This is a genomic window from Prosthecobacter sp. SYSU 5D2, from assembly GCF_039655865.1.
GTDB lineage: Bacteria > Verrucomicrobiota > Verrucomicrobiia > Verrucomicrobiales > Verrucomicrobiaceae > Prosthecobacter.
Genome location: NZ_JBBYXL010000005.1, coordinates 66530 through 89698, shown reverse-complemented (window position 1 = coordinate 89698; position 23169 = coordinate 66530). Strand labels below are relative to the sequence as shown.

Annotated in this window: 18 protein-coding genes and 1 other RNA gene; 16 read left to right on the top strand and 3 right to left on the bottom strand. The window is 60.1% G+C overall.

Annotated elements, in window-relative coordinates; all coding sequences use genetic code 11:
- Positions 1–58 precede the first annotated feature (58 nt).
- On the top strand, positions 59–265 hold the full coding sequence (locus WJU23_RS09700) for a hypothetical protein (protein WP_346332359.1): 207 nt from the start codon (positions 59–61) through the stop codon (positions 263–265).
- Between the two features lie 45 nt (positions 266–310).
- Positions 311–556, top strand: coding sequence for a type II toxin-antitoxin system RelE/ParE family toxin (locus WJU23_RS09695; RefSeq protein WP_346332358.1), 246 nt, complete (start codon positions 311–313; stop codon positions 554–556).
- Here the strand turns inward: WJU23_RS09695 and WJU23_RS09690 are convergent.
- Positions 542–1723 (bottom strand): efflux RND transporter periplasmic adaptor subunit, encoded by a 1182-nt coding sequence (locus WJU23_RS09690; protein WP_346332357.1) that lies wholly within the window; start codon positions 1721–1723, stop codon positions 542–544. The genes WJU23_RS09695 and WJU23_RS09690 overlap by 15 nt on opposite strands.
- Before the next feature lie 197 nt (positions 1724–1920).
- Between WJU23_RS09690 and WJU23_RS09685 the strand changes: the two genes are divergently transcribed.
- The 11 genes from WJU23_RS09685 to WJU23_RS09635 all read left to right on the top strand — a co-directional run bounded on the left by WJU23_RS09685 (position 1921) and on the right by WJU23_RS09635 (position 15526).
- Complete coding sequence (locus WJU23_RS09685) at positions 1921–3201, top strand: dihydroorotase (protein ID WP_346332356.1); 1281 nt, start codon at positions 1921–1923, stop codon at positions 3199–3201.
- A gap of 91 nt (positions 3202–3292) precedes the next feature.
- Complete coding sequence (locus tag WJU23_RS09680) at positions 3293–4759, top strand: DUF1501 domain-containing protein (RefSeq protein WP_346332355.1); 1467 nt, start codon at positions 3293–3295, stop codon at positions 4757–4759.
- Between the two features lie 92 nt (positions 4760–4851).
- Complete coding sequence (locus WJU23_RS09675; protein WP_346332354.1) at positions 4852–5835, top strand: ABC transporter substrate-binding protein; 984 nt, start codon at positions 4852–4854, stop codon at positions 5833–5835.
- Positions 5832–7601 carry a PAS domain S-box protein gene (locus tag WJU23_RS09670; protein WP_346332353.1) on the top strand — a complete coding sequence of 590 codons (1770 nt, stop codon included), beginning with the start codon at positions 5832–5834 and terminating at the stop codon, positions 7599–7601. The genes WJU23_RS09675 and WJU23_RS09670 overlap by 4 nt, the downstream gene beginning before the upstream one ends.
- 5 nt (positions 7602–7606) lie before the next feature.
- On the top strand, positions 7607–8293 hold the full coding sequence (locus WJU23_RS09665; RefSeq protein WP_346332352.1) for a response regulator transcription factor: 687 nt from the start codon (positions 7607–7609) through the stop codon (positions 8291–8293).
- 48 nt (positions 8294–8341) lie between these two features.
- An RNA gene (gene rnpB, locus WJU23_RS09660) (RNase P RNA component class A) lies at positions 8342–8787 on the top strand.
- Positions 8788–8976: 189 nt separating this feature from the next.
- Complete coding sequence (locus WJU23_RS09655) at positions 8977–11352, top strand: heavy metal translocating P-type ATPase metal-binding domain-containing protein (protein WP_346332351.1); 2376 nt, start codon at positions 8977–8979, stop codon at positions 11350–11352.
- Between the two features lie 83 nt (positions 11353–11435).
- Positions 11436–12341, top strand: coding sequence for a universal stress protein (locus tag WJU23_RS09650; protein WP_346332350.1), 906 nt, complete (start codon positions 11436–11438; stop codon positions 12339–12341).
- A 150-nt stretch (positions 12342–12491) separates the two neighbouring features.
- Positions 12492–13925, top strand: coding sequence for a PAS domain S-box protein (locus WJU23_RS09645; protein ID WP_346332349.1), 1434 nt, complete (start codon positions 12492–12494; stop codon positions 13923–13925).
- Entirely contained in the window at positions 13922–14566 is a 645-nt protein-coding gene (locus WJU23_RS09640) for a response regulator transcription factor (RefSeq protein WP_346332348.1), read from the top strand. The genes WJU23_RS09645 and WJU23_RS09640 overlap by 4 nt, the downstream gene beginning before the upstream one ends.
- Before the next feature lie 138 nt (positions 14567–14704).
- Positions 14705–15526: an AraC family transcriptional regulator gene (locus tag WJU23_RS09635; RefSeq protein ID WP_346332347.1), complete on the top strand. Its 822-nt coding sequence runs from the start codon at positions 14705–14707 to the stop codon at positions 15524–15526.
- 99 nt (positions 15527–15625) lie between these two features.
- Here the strand turns inward: WJU23_RS09635 and WJU23_RS09630 are convergent, their stop codons facing one another.
- A complete protein-coding gene (locus WJU23_RS09630) occupies positions 15626–15901 on the bottom strand; it encodes an HU family DNA-binding protein (protein ID WP_346332346.1) in 276 nt (91 codons plus the stop codon).
- Positions 15902–16040: 139 nt separating this feature from the next.
- Between WJU23_RS09630 and WJU23_RS09625 the strand changes: the two genes are divergently transcribed.
- The 3 genes from WJU23_RS09625 (at position 16041) to WJU23_RS09615 (ending at position 21648) form a co-directional block, all read left to right on the top strand.
- On the top strand, positions 16041–16586 hold the full coding sequence (locus tag WJU23_RS09625; protein ID WP_346332345.1) for a gamma carbonic anhydrase family protein: 546 nt from the start codon (positions 16041–16043) through the stop codon (positions 16584–16586).
- A gap of 113 nt (positions 16587–16699) precedes the next feature.
- On the top strand, positions 16700–19393 hold the full coding sequence (locus tag WJU23_RS09620; protein WP_346332344.1) for a DNA translocase FtsK: 2694 nt from the start codon (positions 16700–16702) through the stop codon (positions 19391–19393).
- Between the two features lie 158 nt (positions 19394–19551).
- On the top strand, positions 19552–21648 hold the full coding sequence (locus WJU23_RS09615; protein WP_346332343.1) for a hypothetical protein: 2097 nt from the start codon (positions 19552–19554) through the stop codon (positions 21646–21648).
- Positions 21649–21739: 91 nt separating this feature from the next.
- Here the strand turns inward: WJU23_RS09615 and WJU23_RS09610 are convergent, their stop codons facing one another.
- Complete coding sequence (locus tag WJU23_RS09610) at positions 21740–23029, bottom strand: PcfJ domain-containing protein (RefSeq protein ID WP_346332342.1); 1290 nt, start codon at positions 23027–23029, stop codon at positions 21740–21742.
- Positions 23030–23169: the final 140 nt, after the last annotated feature.

Genomic DNA, 23169 nt, shown 5'->3' with positions numbered 1-23169 from the left:
GGGAGGAGACGAGTGAATGCGAGATTGCAAAAAGGCAGGGATGAAGCATCTTTCAGACATGAGCGTTGTCGCAACGACCCCCAAGCCCAAGGTGAAGGAACTCGCTTCGGAGATCATTCGTGACCTGCCTGAAGAAGCCACCTGGGATGAATTGATGCACAAGTTTTACCTCAGAGAGCAACTGGATGCCGCCGAGTCTGACTTTGCATCTGGAAGGGTCGTTTCGCATGAGGATATGAAAAAGGAATTCGCACCGGTATTGTGAAGATAGTTTGGTCATTTCGGGCGCGTCAGCACCTGCGCTCCATTCATGCCTTCATTGCTGAAGACTCGGAGACCCATGCCCCAGGCGCAAATCGGCAGAATCATGGAACGGGCGGAGTGGCTGGCTGCCAATCCTGTGAAATCCCATCCCATTCATGAGTTCCCCGCCAGCGGCTGGCTCGACGCTCATGTGGGGAATTATCGCATTATCCATAAAATCGCCGGTGATGAACTTAGAATAGGCCTGGTTTTGCACAGGAAGCAGCTGCTGAAGCGATCATTGCTTCGTTGAGCTTGCCGCCGCCGCAGGCAGCATGGCGGTTTTCATCTCGAGTTCCTCCTTCACCGTCACTTTCGTGCCGTTGCGGACCAGGGCCATGCCGTTGACGATGATGCGGTCATCCTTGGTGATGCCGGTTTTCACTACGCGCATGCCCTCATGCATGGGGCCCAGTTCCACGGGCACCTGCTTCACGGTTTCGTCCTGGCCGACGATATACAGGAAAGGTTTGCCCTGGTCGCTGCCGACGGCGTTGTCTTGAACCAAAAGACCTCTGTATTTCCCGCTGCCGGGGATGCGCACACGGGCGAAGAAGCCCGGAGCCATGAGGCCGCCAGGATTGGGGAAAAGGGCGCGTGAGCGGATGACGCCGGTGCCGGGGTCGAGACGGTTGTCCACAAAATCAATATGCCCTTTATGCGGATAGCCCTGCTCATTGGCCAGGGCCATTTCCGCCGGGATCTGCTCATCCAGGGCGCTGGCGCGCTGGCCCAGGCGGCGCAGTTCACGGTATTTGAGCGCGCTCTGCTCATCCACATCCAGATAGCAGTGGATCGGATCCACAGAGACGATGGTGGTCAGCACACTGGCATTGGAGTTGTTGGTGCCGCCATTGATCAGGTTTCCCTGGGTGATGAGCACATTGCCAATGCGGCCGCTGATGGGGGAGCGCAATTCGGTGAATTCCAGGTCCAGCCGGGCCTGGGAATCGGTGGCTTTGGCTGAGCGCAGGCTGGCCTCCGCTTCGGCCAGGGCCTGGTTGCGCTGGTCAATCTCCTCCACGGCGATGGCCTTGGACTCAATGAGCGCTTTTGCACGCCGGGCTTCCATCTTGGCCAGCTCCAGCCGCACCTGGGCGCGCTCCACATCCGCCTGGGTGCGGTCCACCACGGCTTGGTAGGGCCGCCGGTCAATGGTGAAAAGAAGGTCGCCAGCCTTCACATCGCTGCCTTCACGGAAGTGGATCTCCGCCAGATAGCCGGAAACCCGGGCGCGGATTTCCACCGCTTGCGGAGCCGCCAGCCGGCCGATGAATTCATCCCATTCAATCAATTCGGTATCCAGGGCTTTGGCCACCGTTACCGGCGGAGGCGGGGCTGCGGCATTGGATTTCTGCTGGGCGCGCTGACAGGAGGAAAGCGCAGCCAGCACCAGGCTGAAGGCAAGGAGACGATGCATGGGGGGAATATACGGGAGGGGAAGTGGGTTTTCGCCTTCCTTGCAGTGCTTACGTCTGGGAAAAGGAAAATCCACGTCCAGTTTGAGAGGCGGCAAAACACAAAGATATTCCGTAGCTCTGCAGAAAAGTTTCCGCCTGGAATGCCCAGCCTGCCTCTTGCCACCCGCCTTCTGCGCGTCATATCATGCCGCGCCGCATGAAACGACTCTACCGCCACGCCCAGATCGCATCCGAAGATTCGCCCAAGCTCATGCACGGGGACGTGCTGGTGGAAGGAGACCGCATCATCGGTGTGGAGGCTGAGATCAGCGGCGTGACGGATGCCGAGGTCATTGACTGCACGGGCCGCATCCTGCTGCCTTCGCTCTTTGACATCCATGTGCATGCGAGAGAACCGGGACAGGAGGACAAGGAAAACATCGCCAGTTGTGCGGAAGCGGCCATCAATGGCGGTTTCACCGGATTTGTCATGATGCCCAATACATCCCCGGCCATTGATAACGCCGGGGTGGTCCGCACAGTCCTGGAAAGCGCACGCAGCACTCGCATCGGTGCTTCGATCTACACTGCCGGGGCCATCACCAAAGGCCGCCAGGGCCAGGAACTGGCCGCCATCGCCGGCATGAAGGCTGCTGGCTGCGTCATGATCACCGATGACGGTTTCCCGGTGGACAATCCCCAGGTCCTGCGCCGGGCCATGGAGTACGCCCGCGACTTTGACATCCCTCTCTCCAGCCATTGCGAGGTGAAGGAGCTCAGCGGCAAAGGCTGCATGCATGAGGGCAAGATCAGCTATTCCCTGGGCCTGCCCGGCATCCCCAGCATCAGCGAGGAAATCTGCATCTCCCGCGACATCCGCCTGGCCGAATACACGGGCGTGCACCTGAACATCCAGCACGTCACCACGGCGGAGGGCATGCGCACCATCAAGCGCGCCAAGGACCGGGGCATTCGTGTCACCTGCGAGATCGCCCCGCACCACCTCATGTTCAGCCACGAGGACATCGGCGATTTTGACACCCATTACAAAATGAATCCGCCTCTTCGCACCAAGGAGGACAATGCCATTCTGCTCCAGGGTCTCATTGACGGGTGGTTTGACGTCATCGCCACGGATCACGCGCCGCATACGGCCTTTGAAAAGAACCAGGACTTTGCAAGTGCCCCTTTTGGCATCACGGGATTGGAAACGGCCCTGCCCAGCCTATACGACCGTTTCATTTCCAAAGGTGTCCTGGACTGGGGCCTCATCGTCAGACGGCTCTCGGCGGAGCCCCGCCGTGTCATGAAGCTGGAGCCTGTCCCGGTCAAACAAGGCGGTCTGGCCGACTTTATCCTCTTTAACCCGGAGCGGAAAACGGCATTCTCCCGGGATTTCATGAAATCCAAAAGCACCAATACTCCGTTTCTGGACAAGACGCTGGAGGGGATGGTGGAGCGGGTCATCTATCGGGGCGATGAACTGCTGGCGCGCTGAGCCGGATACTCCAGGCACCCACTTGCCATTTTGGGAAAGAACTGGGCTTGTCGAGATATTCGGTGGTGGGTAAAAGCGTATTAAGCCTGTCATGAATCCGCTTTTAGATTATCACCTCGCCCAGACACGCCGTCAGTTTTTTGGCGATGTGGGATTGCGGGCAGGCAGCATTGCACTTGCGGGGATGCTCGGACGCGAGACGTTTGCCGCCGCGCCTGCGCCAGGCATGATCCATCCGCCAATGCCAGGACTGCCGCACTTTGCCCCGAAGGCCAAGCGCCTGATCTACCTGCACATGAACGGGGCGCCCTCGCAGCTTGACCTGTGGGATTACAAGCCGGGCCTGAAAGAGTATTTTGACAAGGACCTGCCGGAAAGTGTGCGCAACGGGCAGCGCATCACCACGATGACGAGCGGCCAGTCGCGGCTGGCGGTGGCACCCTCCATGTTCAATTTCCAGCAGCATGGGCAGTGCGGCACCTGGGTGAGCGAGCTGCTGCCGCATACCGCCAAGATTGTGGACGAGCTGGCGCTGGTGAAAACGGTGAATACCACAGCCATCAACCACGATCCGGCTTGCACTTTTGTGATGACCGGCAATGAGGTGCCGGGCAAGGCGAGCATCGGTTCCTGGCTGGCCTACGGCCTGGGCAGCGAGAGCAATGACCTGCCGGCTTTTGTGGTGTTCACGCCTAGTTTCCCGCCAGAAAGCGCGGCCCAGGCACTCTTTACGCGCATGTGGAGCAGTGGTTTCCTCCCCACCAAATATACAGGGGTCGCTTTGCGTGGGCAGGGGGATCCTGTGCTGTTTGTGAAGAATCCGCCCGGCGTGAATCCGGGTGACCGGCGGACGATGCTGAACGCGCTGAACAAGCTCAATGAAATCAATCATGGCCGTATCGGTGATCCTGAGATCCAGACTCGCATCGCCCAGTATGAAATGGCTTTCCGCATGCAAACCAGCGTACCGGAGCTGACGGACCTGGGTAAGGAGAGCAAGGCCACTCTGGAAATGTATGGTGAGGACGTGCACCGGGCCGGTAGCTTCACCCACAGTGCCATCATGGCGCGGCGGCTCATCGAGCGAGGAACGCGGGTGGTGCAGATCCTGCATCGTGGCTGGGACCAGCATAACGGCCTGCCCAAGCACCTGCGCAACCAGGTCAAGGATACCGACCAGGCCTGTGCTGCCCTGGTCATGGATTTAAAGCAGCGCGGACTGCTGCAAGACACCCTCGTCGTATGGGGTGGAGAATTTGGCCGCACGGTGTACTCCCAGGGTGCGTTGACCCAGGACAATTATGGGCGCGACCATCACCCGCGCAACTTCTGCATGTGGATGGCCGGAGGTGGTGTGAAACCCGGCTCTGTGTGGGGAGAGACGGATGATTTTAGCTACAACATCGTGAAGGACCCGGTTCACATCAATGACCTGAATGCGACGATCCTGCATCTGATGGGGATAGATCACAGCCGCTTCAGCTTTAAGTTCCAGGGATTGGACCAGAGGCTCACCGGAGTGGAGGAACATCACGTGGTTAAAGGAATTTTGGCGTGATCTTTAGAGACAGATAAAGGAAAGGACTATTGACCCCCAAGGTCAGTTTGTGGTTAGGCTATAGGTGCATGCAGAATGCAGCGACCTAACCCATGAAACATCGTCCCGTCATCACCTTTGGCAGTGTTGCGATTGCAGCCTTGGTGCTGCTGCTATGGACCGCCGCTCTGCAACTCCCGACTCCGACCCAGACAGAGCCCTTGCGGGTGGCTGTAGGAATGTGGGCCGGAGCTGAGCCCTGGATCCTGGCCCGTGAAGCGGGTGACCTGGATGCCAGGCAGGTCAATCTGGTGGAGATGAACTGGACTTCTGCGGCGATGCGGGCGGTGGGAAACCGGGTGGTGGATGCGGCGGTTCTTTCCCTGGACGAAGTGATCAGGCAGATCCACCAGGGCTATCCGCTGAGAATCGTGATGGTGACGGACATCTCCCGCGGGGCTGATTTGCTGATGACCAGGCCGGGGATTGACTCAGTCGCGGAACTCAAAGGGGGAAGAATCGGCTATGAACCTCGCACATCCGGAGCCTGGCTGCTGAGCAAGGCGTTGAAAAATTCGGACCTCAAGCTGTCGGAGGTCCAGCCCGTGCCACTGAACCCGGCGGAAGTGGAGGAGATTTTCAAAGAACTGGCTCTGGACGGCGTGGTGCTGGCGGAGCCCTGGAAAGAGAGGATGCGCAATCTGAATCTTAACAATGTGTATGATTCCGCACACCCGGGAGCCTCCATCGTGCGGGTGCTGGCAGTGCATCCGGATGCGATGATAGAGCATCGCGAGGCGCTGATTTCGCTGATCCGTGCGCACTTCAAGTGGATGCCGAAGCTGACAGAAGGCGGGGCAATCATGAATCCGGTCTCCCGCCGGGAAGGCATCTCTCCCGAGGTTTTTCAAAATATTCTCAGCCGCCTGGAACGGGTGGATCTGGAGCAAAACCGGAAGTTGTTGCTGCAGCAGGACGCGTGGCTTGGGGAGCATTTTGTCTCCTTGCAGGTAGGGCTTGTGGAAGACACGGCGGTGGGAACCAGGCTAAGTCCTGAAGAGGTGTTTGATGCGAGTTTATTGGAGGAACTGCCATGAAGAGACTGTTTCACTCCCTGCAGTTTAAGATCTCCATGTCCCTCTTTGTGGTGGGGGTTCTCTTGATTGCACTGAGTGCCCTGAGGGTCAATGTGCGCTCGCAGCAGGTACGTAAGGATGCGATGATTAACCAGGCTTTTGCGGAGGGGTCAAGGCTGTCTGGAATGTCACAGCATCTGTTGCGGAGACAGGTTTCGCGGGCGGCGGATCTGGAGCTGAGCTACAGCTCGACCAACAAGGATCTGCGGCTGGGGCTTATTATTGACGGGGATAACAATATCCGCCACGCGACGATGCAGCAGATGCGGGGCCTGAAACTGCAGGAGACACCGCTGGCCAAAGTTGGCAAGATGCTCATGCAGGTGAGGGAATCCATGGAGGGCCGGGTGGCGGAACTGGAGCCGGGGAAATCTTTGGTGGCGGTTTTTCCCTTCTGGGAGGGGCTGGAGCAGGGAAAGGGCGCTGTGATCCTGGAGTATGATCTGGAGATCCCGCTGTCTTCGGCTTCGGCATTGGCTTTGCATTCTTTGCTCGCGCAGTCCCTGGCGTTGATGGGGGGCTGCCTGGCGTTGTGGCTGCTTTTGAAGAAGGTGGTGACGGAGCGGGTGGAGAATTTGGTGAGCCAGGTGCAGGGGATGTCCCTGGAAACGGAGCCCATGCCCGCGATGAGCGGGCGTGATGAACTGGCGCAGGTATCCCAGGCCGTGAAGCTGACCCATGACCGGCTGAAAAGGTCTGAGCAGCGGCTGCGGCAGATCGCGGCCACGATGCGGGATGTTTTCTGGCTTGCCCCCACGGAGCCTGATACCACTCCTTTTGTAAACGAAGCGTATGCGACGGTTTTTGGCAGGACGATATCCGGGCTGAGCAGGAGCCGTTGGGACTGGTTGCATGCCATTGTGAAAGAGGACCGCCGCCGCTGCCTGGAGATGCTGCGGACGCTCCGCCAAGGCGGGCCCCGTCAGGAGATCGAGGTGCGGGTGGCCACGGCCGAAGGAAATTTGCGCTGGGTTCGCTGCCGCGGTTTCGCCGTCCCCGGACCATATGAAGGGGATGACTGTGCCGTAGCTGGCATCGCCATGGATGTGAGTGAGCGCAAGACCCTGGAGAGGCGGCTTCTGGACACGGCTGAAAACGAGCGTCGCCGGATCGGCATGGACCTCCATGATGACCTGTGCCAGCGGCTGGCGGCAGCCCTGATGAAGACAGGCGTGCTGCAATCCGCGCTGGCACGTGCGGGAGGCAGCCAGGAGCCTCTGGCCTCGGAGCTGGCGAAGGACCTTTCGGAGGCGACCGGGATCGCCCGCGGCTTTGCCCGCGGTCTGGCCCCGGTGGGGGTGGAGGCACTGGGGATCACGGCGGCCCTGTCAGATCTCGCCGATTTTATTACGCATGGTTTCAAGATCCCCTGCCGGGTGGAATGCTCTGCTTCCGACACGGATCTCACGGGTGAATCCGCCACCCATATCTTCCGCGTGGCCCAGGAGCTGGCCACGAATGCGGCCAAACACTCCGGTGCCGCCTGGATCGAAATCAGTTTTGACATGACCGCCCAGGAAGCGCGGTTGCTCATCACCCACAACGGCGAGCCCTATAAACCGACCGCGACAGCAGTTGAGGGCATGGGCATGCATCTTGTCAGACAGCGACTGGATGCCCTGGGCGCCTCTTTGCACTTTCATCCTCCGGTCCAGGGGGAGGAGCCGGTCTGTTCCGTCGAATGCCTCATCCCCCTCTCCATCATTGCTGAAACCCAGACTGCTTAAACTTTATGAACACCACCACCGCCACCGCACCCCACCGTATTGCCATTGTTGATGACCACACGCTCATGCGTGAAGGCCTGAAAATGTTTGTGGAAAACCTGGAAGACTTTGCCTGTGCGTGGACGGCTCCAGATTCCCAGGAGGCTCTGAAATTCCTGGAGAAAGATGTGCCGGACATCCTGGTCGTGGACATCACCCTGCCGGGCCGCAACGGACTGGAACTGATCAAGGATGTGCGCGTGCTGAATCCGGACCTGCCCATCCTGGTGGTCTCCATGCATGACGAAACCCTCTATGCCCAGCGCGCCTTGAAGGCCGGAGCCAAGGGTTATGTGATGAAGGACGCTCCCCACGGTGCGTTTGAAACCGCCCTGCGCCGGATTCTCTCCGGCGGCATCGCGCTGAGTGAAAAAATGTCCGAGACCATCCTCCTGGCGTTTTCCTCCGGGGCCAACCCTGGGCCGGACGGCGCCATCCATCACCTGAGTGACCGGGAGTTTGAAGTCTTCCAGCTCATTGGGGAAGGGCGCAGCACTGGGCAGATCGCCGAGACGCTGCGCATCAGTCCGAAGACGGTGGATGTGCATAAATTGAAGATTCGCCAGAAGCTGAAGCTGACGGAAGGCACCTCGCTGACCTCTTTTGCCATCCGCTGGGTGGAGATGCGCAAGCTGGGGAAGAAAGCGGAGTAAAAGACTCTTTCTGGTGGCGTCAGCGATTGAGGGCAGGTAGAATGACGCTGGGTCGGCCGGAGTGGTCGCTCATCGGAGGACCGCTTGCGGTGCTTGCGGATGAGAGGAAAGTCCGGACACCACAAGGCAGCATGCCGCGCGCAAGCGTCGGAGGTTCTGGGGCAACCCAGGGCAATGGAAAGTGTCACAGAAAACAAACCGCCTTTTGAAGCTCCGGCTCCAGAGGGTAAGGGTGAAACGGCGGGGTAAGAGCCCACCGCTCCGACAGCAATGAAGGAGGCACGACAAACCCCATGCGGTGCAAGACAGAACAGGAGAAAGGCCCGCCTGGCCGCAAGCTCTTCCGCGCAAGCGGAGGGGTGGATAACTCCGGGTAATAGTCGCATCCTGCGCAAGCAGGAGACGGTGCTGAGAGGCACCGCCAGATAAATGACCACGCCGGAAGCCGCGAGGCTGACGGTACAAAATCCGGCTTATGATGGCCGACCCACTTTTCTGACTTTTTGGAGTAGTGCGCAGTTCTCAGATCATGGTCAGCATGTTCATGGTAACAACTTCAAGCACCTGTTTTTTGGTCTGAGTACTGCGGACGGAGCACTGGGCACCAGAACGTCGCCAGCAATGGGAGCGGTGTATTGGCCAAGGGGAGGCAAGCAAGTCCAGGCGACTCCGGGCAGGGTGGGATGATGTCATCGTCTGTTCTCTGCAAGCACTGTGGCACGCCGGTGCCGGCCAGTCGTGATGACGGGTTTTGCTGCACGGGGTGCCTTTATGTTCATGATCTTCTGCTCCGGCAGGGGCTGGATCATTTTTATGATCTGAAGGGGGATCTTTCGCTGCCGCCGGTCTCGCCGCAGAGCTTGCGTGAGCGGGACTATGATTGGCTGGTGGAGCTGGTGAGCGGGCGGAGAGAGGCGGATCCGGAAGCGGTGACGGCGGAACTGCGGTTGTCGCTGCAAGGAATCTCCTGCATCGGCTGCGTGTGGCTGATTGAGAAGGTCTTCGCCCGGCATGCGGGGGGGCTGCGGGTAAATGTAGATGTAGTGCATGGGGAGCTGACGCTGGTTTATGCGCCGACGATTTTTGATGCGGTGCAGTTTGCGCGGGATTTGCAGGCTTTTGGTTATCTGCTGGGGCCAGCGCTGGAGGGGGAGGAACGGAAGCAGGGCTCCGGCCTGGAACGGCGGATGGGGGTGTGCGGGGCGTTTGCAATGAATGCGATGGCTTTTTCCCTGCCAGCGTATTTTGGCATGCCGGAGGACTTTGCTTTTGCGTCGTGGTTTGACCTCATCGCGGCGGTATCGGCCACGCTGGCGATGCTGGTGGGCGGCAGCTACTTCATCGAAAAAGCCTGGCACAGTTTGCGAATGGGGGCGCTGCACATTGATACGCCCATCGCGCTGGGCATCCTGGCGGCGTATGCGGGGTCCGTGGGCGGATGGATCGCGGGGGTGGGCGGGCTGAAGTATTTTGATTTTGTGGCGGTGTTCATTTTTCTGATGCTGGCCGGGCGCTGGGCGCAGCAGGCGGCGGTGGAGCGCAACCGGCGGCGGCTGATGCGGGACACCTCCATCCCGGAAACGGTGACGCTGCTGGAGGGGAGCAAGGCCAGGCCGCTGAGTGCGCTGAAGGCGGGGACGCGGTTTGCCATCAAGCCGGGGCAGTCCATTCCGGTGGCGTGCCGGTTGCTGGGCGGGCAGGCCTCGGTGAGCCTGGAATGGATCAACGGGGAGAGCGAGGCGCAGATGCGTGAGGCGGGGCAGATGCTGCCTTCGGGGGCGCTGAACATCGGCACACGGACGCTGGAGGCGGAGGCGCTGGAAGGCTGGCAGGAGAGCACGCTGCGGAAGCTGCTGGAGGCACGCAGACCAGGGGAATTTCGCGATCTGCGGCTTGAGAAATTGCTGCGCATTTACCTCGCCGTGGTCGTGATTGTGGGCATCGGTGGGGCAGTGTGGTGGCTGGTCAATGGGGCGGGAATCGTGGCGGCCTTGCAGGTGATGATTTCCATCTTTGTCGTGTCCTGCCCTTGTGCGCTGGGGGTGGCGGTGCCGCTGGCGGAGGAACTGGCGGCTTCGCGCGCGGAGCGGTTAGGGGTCTTTGTGCGGAATCTCGGCCTGTGGAAGCGGATGATGAGGGTGCGGCGGGTGGTTTTTGACAAAACGGGAACGCTGACGCTGGAGAATCCGGTGCTGGAAAATTCGCAGGTGCTGAAGGGTCTGGATGAGGCATCCCTTTACGCTCTGCGCAGTCTGGTAACGGGGAATCTGCATCCGGTAAGCCGCAGTCTTTTTGATGCCGTGGGGCCTGGAAAAACGGAGTCCGCGGCGGAGGTAACGGAGGTCATCGGCCAGGGCTTGCGCTGGGTGGATGAAGCCGGCGCGGTATGGGAACTGGGGCGGGGGAAGGGAAGTGATGCAGCCTTGACGAAAGACGGACACCCTGTGGCGGCTTTCCTGTTTCGGGATGAGCTGCGCGGGGAGTCAGTGGAGGAGGTTCACGCTTTGGAGAAGCGGGGACTTGGGGTGCACATTTTAAGCGGTGACCGGGAAGCGAAGGTGGCGCACATCGCGGTGCAGCTTGGGTTGCCTAACAAACAATGGCGGGCGGGCATGACGCCGGAGGCCAAAGCGGCGTGGGTGGCAGAGCGGGATGCGGATGACACCCTTTACATTGGGGACGGCGCCAATGACAGCCTGGCCTTTGATGCGGCGCTTTGCGCCGGCAGTCCGGTGACGGGGCGCAGCTTTTTGGAGCAGAAGGCGGATTTCTTTTTTCTGGGGCACAGTCTGCGTTTTGTGAGCGGGCTGCTGGAGACGGCCCGTCTGCACCGGCGGGCGACGAGGCGGGTGTTTGCTTTTTCCGTGCTGTATAATCTGGTGACGGTGGTGGCCGGGCTCATGGGACATTTGAGCCCGCTGGCGGCGGCCATCCTGATGCCGCTGAGCTCGGTGGTGACACTGAGTCTGGTGGCGGGGACTTTTGCGGCGCAGCGGAGAAAATCTGAGATCCCGAAAAGGCAGATTCAATCACCTGTTAGGCAGCCTGTTTTGGTCTGACTGGACAAGCGGCGGTCAGAACAAAACAAACAGAGAGGGGCAAAAGGGTGTCTAAAACGATTACCATCTAACCAACTCACGATATGAAAGCTTACTCCAACATCATCGCCGCTATTGATTTTACCCCTTCCTGCCGGAATGCGCTGCGAGAGGCGGTGCGGATGGCGGCGGCCAGCCAGGCCAAGCTGACGGCGGTCCATGTCATGGATGAATTCCTGGCGCATGAACTGAAGCGGGCTCTTTCCACCGACCTGGCCACGGTGCGTTCCGACTGGCAGGACCGGCTCCAGAAATTTGTGGAGGAGGCGGATCTGGGCGCGGCGGCGATGGAGCTGGAGGTGCGCATTGGGCACCCGTTTTTGGAGCTGTCAGAATCCTGCCGGGTGCATGAGGCGGATCTGTTGATCATGGGGGCGAAGGGCTCCATCAATGAACCGGGGCGGGTGGGCGTTATCGCCGCGAAGTGTGTGCGTAAAGCGCCGGTGGATGTGCTGCTGGTGCGTGAGGATGCCGTAGGTCCGTTTAAACACCTGGTCACTTGTGTGGATTTTTCGGAGAACTCCAACAAAGCAGTGAGCCACGCGCTGGTGCTGGCGCAGCAGAACGGGGCCTCGTTGGACTGCCTCCATGTATACCAGTCTGCGCTGGCCATGTCGTTGGATTATGGCGGCCTGGTGGCACCGATGCCCATGGGCACGGATGCGCAGGCTCTGGCCGTATGGGATGATGAGATGGTAAAATTTATGGCTCCTTTCCGGGCGCAGTTTCCCGACGTGGAGGTGAAGACGCTGGTGATCGAGCGGGTGAACATCCGCGAGGCTATTCTGGATCACGTGAAGGACACCCATGCGGACATGGTGGTCCTGGGTACCCGCGGCAAGACAGGACTGCGGGAGCTGCTCATCGGTACGACGGCGGAAAAGATCGTGGCGAATGCGCCCTGCTCCATCCTGGCGGTGAAGCCTGAAGGGTTCGGCAAGGAAGACTGATTTTATATGATCACGCCTGCCACTCCCGCAACACCCCCCGTCCAGGCGCATAAACATGCCTGCCTATGCACAGGCAAGGGCACATGCGGGGGGAAGGGCGGCTGCCTTGACAGTCATCATCATGACGGGGATGATGATGACCACGCCGAAATGATACCCATTACCGATCCTGCCCTGCTCCAAAGTCTGATGGACCATGCCGGCATGCTGGTGATGGGACTGGACACACGTGGCCGCATCCAGTGGATGAGTCGTGGGCTGGAGCTGCTGACAGGCTGGAACAGTGAGGAGATGATGGGCAGGGAATGGGTGGAAAGCCTGATCCCGCCAGAACATCGGGCCGCGGCGGCGCTGCTGTGCCGGGGCAGCATTGGCACGGACCGCAGCCGCAGCCATGTAAAGCCGCTGCTGCAAAAGAACGGCGGCCTGCGGCATGTGGAGTGGTTTCACTCTGACATCAAGAATGACGAAGGCAAAGTGACTGGCATCCTGTGCATGGGCCGGGATGTGAGCGAGCTGCAGCTGACCCGTGAGGCCCTGGTCTCCTCAGAAAAGCGCAGTAGCGCGGTGCTGGAGACGGCGGTGAATGCGATCATCACGATCAATGAGGACAAAGTGATCGAAACCGTTAACAGCGCGACTGAACGCATCTTTGGTTATACCAGGGGTGAGATGATCGGGCAGAACATCCGCATGCTGATGCCGCAGCCCTACCGGGACAAGCATGACGGGTATGTGCAGAACTACCTGGATTCCGGTGTGAAGAAGATCATCGGCATCGGGCGTGAGGTGGTGGGGCAGCGCAAGGACGGCACCGTTTTCCCCATGGACCTGTCGGTGGGAGAGGCGCTGTTGTCAGAGGGGCGGCGGGTCTTCACGGGCATCATCCGTGACCTGAGCGACCGAAAGATGCTGGAGGAGAAAATTTTGCAGATCAGCGAGGAGGAGCAGCACCGCATCGGCCAGGACATCCATGATGACCTGTGCCAGCAGCTGGCGGCCATCGGCTGCCTGGCGAAGGTGGCGCACCAGCAGTTGCAAAAAGGCAGCCATGCCCAGGCGGCGAGCCTGAATGAGATCGTGCAACTGGTGACGCAGGCCAATGTGCGGGCGCGGGAAATGTCACGCGGGCTGATGCCTGTGGTTCTGGATTCCGCCGGCCTGATGGCGGCGCTGGCAGAGCTGACCAAGGGCACGGAGCGCATTTTCCGGGTGAGCTGCCCCTTCCGTTGTGACCGCCCGGTGGAGGTGCCGGACAACAAGATGGCTACGCAGCTATTCCGCATCGCGCAGGAGGCGGTGGCCAATGCCATCAAACACAGCCACGCGGAGCGCATCGAGGTGACACTGGCGGAAGAGGACGGCCATTTGCTGCTCTGCATCCGCGACAATGGCGTCGGCATTCCGGACAATGTCACCGGTAAAAGCACGGGCATGGGCCTGCTGACGATGACCCACCGCGCGCGCATGATGGGCGGCATGCTGACGGTGGCTCATGATGACTTTGGCGGCACCGTCGTGAACTGCCGCGTGCCGGTGTCTGTGAAACCGAAACCCGCCGCCCGTCACATACAGAAACCGTGAAACGTCTGCTCCTCATTGATGACCATCCCATCATGCGCCACGGCCTGGCGCAGCTCATCCGTGCTGAGGAAGGGCTGGATGTGTGCGGAGAGTCCGGCAATGCCCGCGACGGGCTGGTAGCCGTGGGGGAGCTGAAGCCGGATCTGGTGGTCATTGACCTGACGCTGCCGGACAAGAACGGACTGGAACTGCTGAAGGACATCCAGGCCATGCATCCGGGCACTCTTTGCCTGGTGCTGTCCATGCACGATGAAGCCATGTATGGAGAGCGCGCCCTCCGTGCCGGAGCGCGCGGATACATCATGAAGGAGGCCGCCGCAGACCACCTCATCACCGCTGCCCGCAAGGTATTGTCGGGCGGCATTTATGTGAGCGAAAGCATGGCCAGCCGGATGATGGAGCAGGTCATCGGCAACCGGGCCAAGACAGCCAGTCTGGAGGCGCTGACCGACCGCGAACTGGAGGTGCTGGAAATGATCGGCCGCGGCCTGGCAACGAAGATCATTGCCGAACGCCTGTGCATCAGTGCGCGGACGGTGGAAGCGCACCGGGCACACATCAAGGACAAGCTGGCAATCACCGATGGAGCCGCTCTGGTGCGGTACGCCGTGCAGTGGGTGGAGAGCCGGGCGAAGGTGTAAGCAGAGGAGGGGCTACTGGTTTCCACTATGCATTCCTTGCGGGGGTCCATCATGCATTGTGCCGTAGCCGACCCCAATAGAGGCGGGGCGGAGCGCAGGCTAGTCTCAGGGCGTCACCCAATCAACCGACGACACCCTATGCAAACCCAGACTTCCCAAGCCAACGGCCGCCAGCGTTTCATCGAAACTCTTTCTGAGAGTGATCTTTTCCAGCAATATCAGCGTGCTTTTCATACACTGACGGACCTGCCGCTGACGTTGCGTGCGCAGGGGGACATGGAGCACATCGAAACTCTGGTGACGAAGAAATCGGTCTCTGGCGTGGTGGAGACTCTGGTGCCGGTGCGGGTAGGGAAAAACCCGGTGGCGCTTTTGCAGACGGGCGGTGTGCGTCTGGAGCCTGCCAATGCACAGACGTTTGCTCCGCTGGCCAGTTCCCTGCTGGATGATGACCGCAGCGCCCATGAGGTGCGCACGGCGCAGGTCCATTTTCAGCATGTGCCGGTGATGGTGCCGGAGCGCTATGAAGCCGCCCTGGCGCTGCTGCGCTCCTTCGCCCTGCAGCTCGGTGAAAGCGCCCATCGTCTGCTTTTTGCCCATGCCACGCACGAGCCGGAGGCGGTGCGCAATGCCAAGATCTTCATCCATGCGCATCTGGCAGAACCGATGACGCTGGAAGCGGTGGCCAAGGCGGTGAATGTGAGCCCCTTCCACTTCTGCAAGATCTTCAAGCGGGCTACTGGGCTGACGTTCACGGACTTTGTGAACCGTGCGCGGGTGGAGAAGGCCAAGCGGATGCTCATGAAGCCTGCGGCCAGGATCACCGAGGTGGCCTATGATGTCGGCTTCCAGAGCCTGTCCCATTTTAACCGCAGCTTCCGCCGCATCGCCAGCGAATCCCCCACGGAGTATCGTGGCCGGATGAAGGACGGACATGCGCCTTCCATGGCGGGTGTCTGATTCGGCAAAATTTGTTAGGTAAGCCGTGCCAAAAAAACCCCGCGTCTCGGGCAGAGCGCGGGGTTTTTGCTGATCCTGTGCGGAATCAGGTGCTTTCAATTACAGGGAGCCCTTCAGTGCGCTGGAAGCGACGAAGCGGACGTTCTTGGAAGCCTTGATTTTCATGGATTCGCCGGTCTTCGGGTTACGACCGGTGCGGGCTGCGCGCTTGGCAACCTTGAAGGTGCCAAAGCCGATGAGCTGGACATTGCCTTCTTTTTTGATGCCTTTGGCCAGGGCGGTCAGGACGGCGTCCAGAGCGTCAGCGGCTGCGCGCTTGGACGTTTCAGCGCCGAGGTTTTTCTGTACGAGTTCAAGGAGTTCAGCTTTGTTCATGTTGATGCCGGTGTTGGTTGATGTTGATGTTGAGGCCATCCACGCTTGGTGATAAGCGGAATTGTGGGCGATTAAGACCCCAAGCGCCCGTTTTCGTCAAACATAAAAAACGCTTCAACCCCTGTATTTAAGCGGACTCATGAGCCTACACCCCTTGAAAAATTTCTTGATGCCCGATGCAAAACCGGCTGTGGATGCGACTGCTTTTATCGCTCCTGGGGCGGTTGTGGTGGGGGCTGTGGAACTGGGGGCGGAATCCAGCGTCTGGTACACCAGCGTGCTGCGCGGGGACATCAACCGCATCGTGGTAGGGGCGCAGAGCAATGTGCAGGATGGCTGTGTGCTGCACGTCAGTGATGACCATCCGTGTGTTCTGGGTGAACGGGTTACGGTTGGCCATCGGGCGGTGGTGCATGCCTGTACGGTGGGTGATGAAGTGCTGGTCGGCATGGGGGCAATCATCCTGGACGGAGCCGTCATCGGAGCGCGCAGCACTATCGCGGCAGGGGCGTTGGTGACAAAAGGCAAGGTCATTCCCGAGGGCTCTCTGGTCGTGGGATCCCCGGCAAGGGTAGTACGCAGCCTGACGACCGAAGAACAGGCGGCGAACGCCAAACTGGCCCTCAAATATGTGGAAGTTTCACGCAGGTTCCGGGAGATGGCCGCAGAAGGTGAAGCCATCTAAATGGGGTAAATATGGAAATTCGAGAAATGACAACCTTCGGGATTGAGTTGCGCATTTAATTTGGTAATGTTGATTGTCTAATTCGCTGAGTTAATCCTCGTCTCCCGATTTACATGGCTGCTGAAATCGTCAAAAACCGTCCTGCTCGTGCCCGTGTGCAGGAGAAAGAAAGCCCTTGGAACGATGCAGTGGGCATCGCCATGCTGGTGCTTGCGGCCATGTATCTGCTGGCGCTGGTGTCATATGATCCGCGGGATCTGCCCGCCTGGAGCCATTTGAGCCCTACAGACCAGCCCAGCGTGATCACTCATAATTTCATCGGGCGCATGGGAGCGCTGCTGGCGGGTTATTCGCTGTTTCTCGCAGGCATGGCCACCTATTTGGTGCCTTTTAGCGTGACCTGGTTTGGTGTTTGCAAGCTGGCCTCCAACGTCAAAGTCACGGGTCGCTCCTGGCTCGGCGTCGCCCTCATGGTCATCACCACGGCCGCGATCTTTGAGGTGCAGGACATCCTGAACCAGCGCGATGACATCACGCCTCTCGGCGGTGGTGGCGGGCTGGGTTATCTGATCGGCGGCAGCATCCTGGCCAATCTTTTGGGCAAGATTGGCTCCACGGTTTTTCTAGCCGGCATTTACGCGGTGGGTTTTTTCCTGGCCAGCGGCATCCATCCGCTGCAGGCCATTGAGGCCATCCGCCAGGAGATCACCAATGCCTGGGAGACGTATCAGATTCGTCGTGAAATCGCCGCCCGTGAGGCGGCTGGAGAGACCGCGCCCGTACCTGTCCGCCGGCGCAAGGTTGCCAGCAATGAGGTCAAAGCAGATACCGCACCCGCAGGTCCGCTAGTTACGCCGGAGCTAGGCCTGACCTTTGAACCGGCCAAACCGAAGATCATTGATTCCTCCGCCTCCCGCGGTCACAACGATGGCGCTGACAAGCCCCGCCTTTCTGAAGTGTGGGAGAAAAAACGCGCGCAAAAGCTGGAGCAGGCCCCGCATGGTACGTTGGGAAATCTGGCGGTGCGGTTTAAGGACTACAAGCTGCCGGAGCTGGATCTCCTCTCCTGGCCGGATGAGTCGCTGCACAAGCCTACGGACACGCGTGAACTACTGGCAGTGCAGGACACCATCATCAAGGCCCTGGCCAGCTTCAATGTAAAGGTGGAGGCCGGTGACATCACCCGCGGTCCGGCGATCACGCGATATGAAGTGCGTCCTGTGGACGGACTGCGTGTGGCCCGCATCGCCGCATTGGATGACGACATCGCCCGTGCCACCTGTGCGGAGCGCATCAACATCCTGGCCCCCATCCCTGGCAAGGACACCGTGGGCATCGAGCTGGCCAACCGCGACAAGGTGATCGTGCCCATTCGCGAGCTGCTGGAGGATGATGTCTTTACCAACGGCAAGTCCAAGCTCCCCATCGCCCTGGGCAAGGATGTCTATGGCAAGACCATCATTGGCGACCTGGCCGCCATGCCGCATCTTCTGGTGGCCGGTGCCACAGGGTCGGGTAAATCCGTTTGTATCAACGGCATCATCACCAGCCTGCTGTGCCGGTTTGCCCCGGATGAGCTGCGGTTCATCATGATTGACCCCAAGGTGGTGGAAATGCAGAACTATGCCGAGTTGCCCCACCTGGCCGTGCCAGTGGTGACAGATCCGAAGAAAGCCCTGCTCGCCCTGCGCTGGGTGGTTCGGGAGATGGAAAGCCGCTACCAGATGTTTGCCCAGGAAGCCTGCCGTAACTTTGAGGCCTTCAACAACCGCAACCGCAAACGCGCGGCGGCCAATGAAGCGAAGAAAGCCGCTGCGGCGGCCGAAGCTGCGGCCAATCCGCAGGCCGTGGTTGAAGAGGAGCCGGCCGCCCCGCCACCACCCAAGCCGGTGAAGGCAGCCCAGAAAACCTCCGCAGGCACAGATGATGTGCGCGTTTCCTCCGCCTTCGCCCGCGCTGCTGCGGCGGCAGACCACCTTGTGGATGGCACCACCGCGCCCTGGGATGATCCGGATGTGGCCAAGGAACTGGAAACGGATACGGAGCCGGATGAGCTGCCTGTGGATCACAATGGGGACTGGATCGGCGATTCCCAGCCGCCGCCGCCCAAAGCCCGCAACCAGGACTTCATCATCCCGGACACCCTGCCTTACATCGTGGTCATTATTGATGAGCTGGCGGACCTGATGCAAACCGCCCCGGCGGATATCGAAGTGGCCATCGCCCGCATCACGCAGATGGCCCGTGCGGCCGGCATTCACCTGATTGTCGCCACGCAGACACCGCGTGCGGACGTCATTACCGGCGTCATCAAGGCGAACATCCCCACCCGCATCGCTTTCCAGGTCTCCAGCGCGCTGGACAGCCGCGTCATTCTGGACCGCAAAGGTGCTGAGAACTTGGTGGGCAAAGGGGACATGCTGTATGTGCCGCCTGGCGGTGCCCAGCCCATCCGCAGCCAGGGCGCGCTTGTCACCGATGATGAAATTCACGCCGTGGTGGAGCGTTGCGTGGCCCAGGGCAAGCCAATCTTTGACGTCAAGGTGGACGATGAAACCGGTGAGATGGGCGATGATGACGACGGCGAAGAAGGCGGCGTGAGCAGCGAGGAAGAGGACACTTTGGAAAAATGCCTGGAGGTGATCCGCCAGGAAAAGAAGGCCTCCACCAGCCTTTTCCAGCGGCGTTTGAAGCTGGGTTATGGCCGTGCAGCCCGCATGATGGACATCCTGGAAGACCGGGGCATCATCGGCCCCGGTGAAGGAGCCAAACCCCGTGAAATCCTCGTGGATATGGACATGATCTGATGGGGGTGAGGCGGGTGCATTTCCAAAAAAGGCGTCCATGAGGAGTCGCCGGTCCGATCTTTTACCTGTTGAGGCTGCTGTTGCCTAAATCAACGTTTGCGAACAAAGTTGGCGACAAAGCCTAAGTTGCGCCATACTGCGCGCCCTGATCACCTGTCATGACTGAACCTGAAGCGACTCCTGAAACACCAACCCCGAAACCCGCCGGGCTGGTGGACCTTTCCGACCTCCGCATGATGCCCGCCTGGGTCGCTGGCATGAGTGCTCCGAGCAACCTGAGCAAGTACGAGGAGCGGGAAGACCGCGGCCCTCGTCGTGATGGCGGCCCGGACCGCCGCAGTGGAGACCGCCGTGGCGGACCTCCGCCTCGTCGTGACGGTGGCGGCTTTGGCGGTGCCCCTGGCGGTGGCCAGAACCGTGACCGTGGCGAATTTCGCCCGCGCCGTGACGGCCCTCCAGGCCAGGGTGGCGGTCCCCGCCGGGATGACCGTGGCGGCCCACGCCGTTTCGGTGACCGTGACCGCGGACCTGAGCGCCCGCAGCGTGAATGGGTGGAAATTCCAAAGGACATCAAGGTCGTCATCGAGCCGGAAGATAAAGCCGCCGAGGCCCTGGCCAATCACATCCGCAGCAGCGGCCATGCCTTCAGCATGTTTGATGCGGCGCGCCTGATCCTGGCAGAAGGGGATCGCTTTCATGCCCGCTTCAGTTGTGCGCCTGAGCGGCCTACCGGCCTGTTCGTCACGCCGGCGGATGGCGGCCTGTTTTTGAGCCGTGAGGAAGCGCTCAGCCATGTGCTGCGCAGCCCGGCCATTGAGACCTATTATCGCGCTGAAGAAGTGGAACTGGAGGAGCCGAAGGGGGACTTCAAATCCATCGGCATTTGCGGGATGACCGGCGAGCTGCTGGGCCCGCCTAGTCATCACAGCTTCCAGGCCACCCTGCTGCGCCTGCACCGTGAGCGTTTCGCCAACATGCCGTTGGAGGAATACAAACGCCGGGTGCGCACCGAGACCAGCCCCGAGCGTGTGGCTGAGTGGAAAGAAAAGCAGCGCAAAGGCCAGCGCTGGATTTATATCAAGGATCAGCCGCAAGCAGCAGCCCCAGTCGCAGTTGAGTCTGCGCCTGCGCCTGCCCCGGTGGAGGATGCAGAAGCAGCTTTGGAAGAGGGTGCTGAGGCACCTGAAGCAGCCCCCGAAGCTGCCCCGGAAACCGCCGCTCCTGCCGTTATTGACTCTCCGGATCTGGTGGTGCTGAGCAGCCGTGCCGAGATGGAAGCTCACTTTCGCCGCACTCACAGTGAAGACGCCGTCCTCGAAGGCCGTGAAGTCGTCATTCCCGGCAGCCAGGACAAATCCAAAATCACCCACATCCTGGGCATCATGATGCGCAGCGCTGTGGAAGGTGCCCGCAAGCATCTGTTCGAGATGTCCCAGAAGCTCGGCGGCGGATTTGAGCGCCGGGGTTTGAAACTCTTTAAACGCCGCGCAGGCAAGCTCTTCGTCTGCCGCATGAAACCGCGTGCCATTGATCCCGGCGTGGTATTTTCAGAGCGCGTGGCCAAGATTGTGGAGGTTCTGAAAACGACCCCGGGCATGCCCCTGGCCCAGCTGGTGGAGGCCATTGTGCCTAGCACCGCTCCGGTGGTGGAAGGCGAAGCCAAACCGCAGCTTACCGACGACCAGATTTCCGTGCTCAAAGACCTCCGCTGGCTGACCAACGAAGGCTACGTCATCGAATACAGCGATGGCATGGTCTTCCTCGGCGTCCAGGGAGAGCCCCATCCCGCCGCCCCGAAAGAGAAAGGAGCGGACAAGACCAAGGCCGCCTCTGCTGAAGAAGCCCCTGAAGCGCCAGACGCAACGGCTGCTTCCGAAGAAACACCCGCTGTGACCACCGAAGTGGCCGCCATCGAGCCCGCCAGCCTGCCTTCTGAAACGGAAGCACCAGTGATCGAAGAAGTCACCGATCCGACGATCGTCGAGACCGTGGCCTCCGCCCCTGAAACCGAGACAGAATCACCAGTCGCCGCCGTTGAAGAAACTCCAGCCAGCGCACCTGAGCCAGAGCCCGAGCCTGAACCGGTGGAAGCACCCGCGCTGCCATCTGAAACGGAAGTGCCCGTCGTCGAAGAAGTGACCGATCCCACAGTTGTGGAAAAAGTCGCCGAATCCACGGACGCAGCAGCCGCCGAAGAAGCTCCGACGGTCATCCTTCCCAACCCGGAAGAAAAACCTGAAGAGCCGAAGGCCTAACTAATCAGGCTGGATAGATTTATGTCAGCGGGTTCAGATGCAAGTCTGAACCCGCTTTCTTTGGGGGCAACGGCAGCCATCTCCGGTATTCTTAGAGGAGCTGATTCGCTGTCGCCCACTCCCGAACCATGTTCATCATGGTATTGTTTACGGGCCGGTTATGAAAGGCTCGAATTTGAACGATCTCGCGAGTGCAGGCACGCACTTCCAGGGTGACATACGACTTCACCACGCGCTGTCCTTCGGCATCTGTTTCGTGACGGCGCAGACTGAAGATGGCGGAGTGTCCCTGTTTGCACCGGTGGGCATAGCCCGCCACACAATGGTTCATCACTTTTCCTTCTGCTCTCAGGGCATTTGAAGAACACAATTCTTCCATCAGCCAGGGGCTCAAGGATGCAGTCATGGCATTCTTCGACACGGGTCTGCTGCCCAAAAAGGGCGGCCAGCGGGAGGCAGCCAGCCGTGAAAGTTCAGACCGGGCGGCGGCGCGTCGTACCTGCTCTTCGGTCAGCAAATGACCGTTCATTTGGAGCATCCGTGCCGCGCGTTTGAAACAGTGCCGGATGAGCGCCTCCAACGGCAGCTTTAGCAAGGCCTCCATTTGGGCCGGACGTTCCTCCCTTTTGGCCATCAGGACCATGCTGACAGTGGCCCAGTGGTCGGCAGACGCCTCAGGACCCGAGGAAAACTTTTCCAGAAGCCGCGTCCACAGGCCATGGAGGCCGAGCTCCTGCGGCGCGCGACTCGACAAAACAGCCTGGCGCAACGCAGGGGTGACTTGCAGGAGGTCCATTTGTGTTTCCCAGACAGCCAGTGGCAAGGACCTGCTTTGCGCACAGGTTAACATCTTGTGCAAAAGCCGGTTAGGCACGCTGGACGGAAATCCTGGCACCTGACGCAAGCTCTGACCAAAGCCTAGAGCACACCAGCAATCACGCTCGAAGTGCAGCAGCGGACCTTTGGCCAGCCAGGCAGAGTCCATGAAACGCGGCACCGGGTAGCGGGCCAGGAGATACCGCAGAAAATGTGCCCATTGAGAGGGGGCGTCTGCGTTCAGGTCAGGCTGCCAGTCCTCCGGTTGGCGTAGCCAGCGCTCCTCATAGGCACTTAACCGAGTGAGTGCCGGCACCAGCGCAAGCTCACTGGGATGGATCTCGTGGAAAACCCGGCTGCGGGATTCCAAAACCATGACAAGGCGTGCGCAGGTCTGTTTGAGAGGCAGAAGGTCCTGGCGCCGGAAGGACCTGACCAGGGCATGCGCATGCTGTCGCAGGCAGTTGTTACGTAGCGTGCGCGCCTTCCAGGCACGCCCGTGCAGGATGGCCGGCAAGACCGGCCCTTGGGGGCAGGCGGAAGCCTGCCCATGATGGGGATTCATGATTCTCTAATGCATTGATATTCGCCTGATCCTCCCAGCGCCCATGGCGTGGGATTCTAACTTCCTGGCGTATTGGCCAGGTCCTCAAAAGTCAGAGGGATCAAGCAAAGGAGAACAGAATCATCGTGAATCAGGCTAGT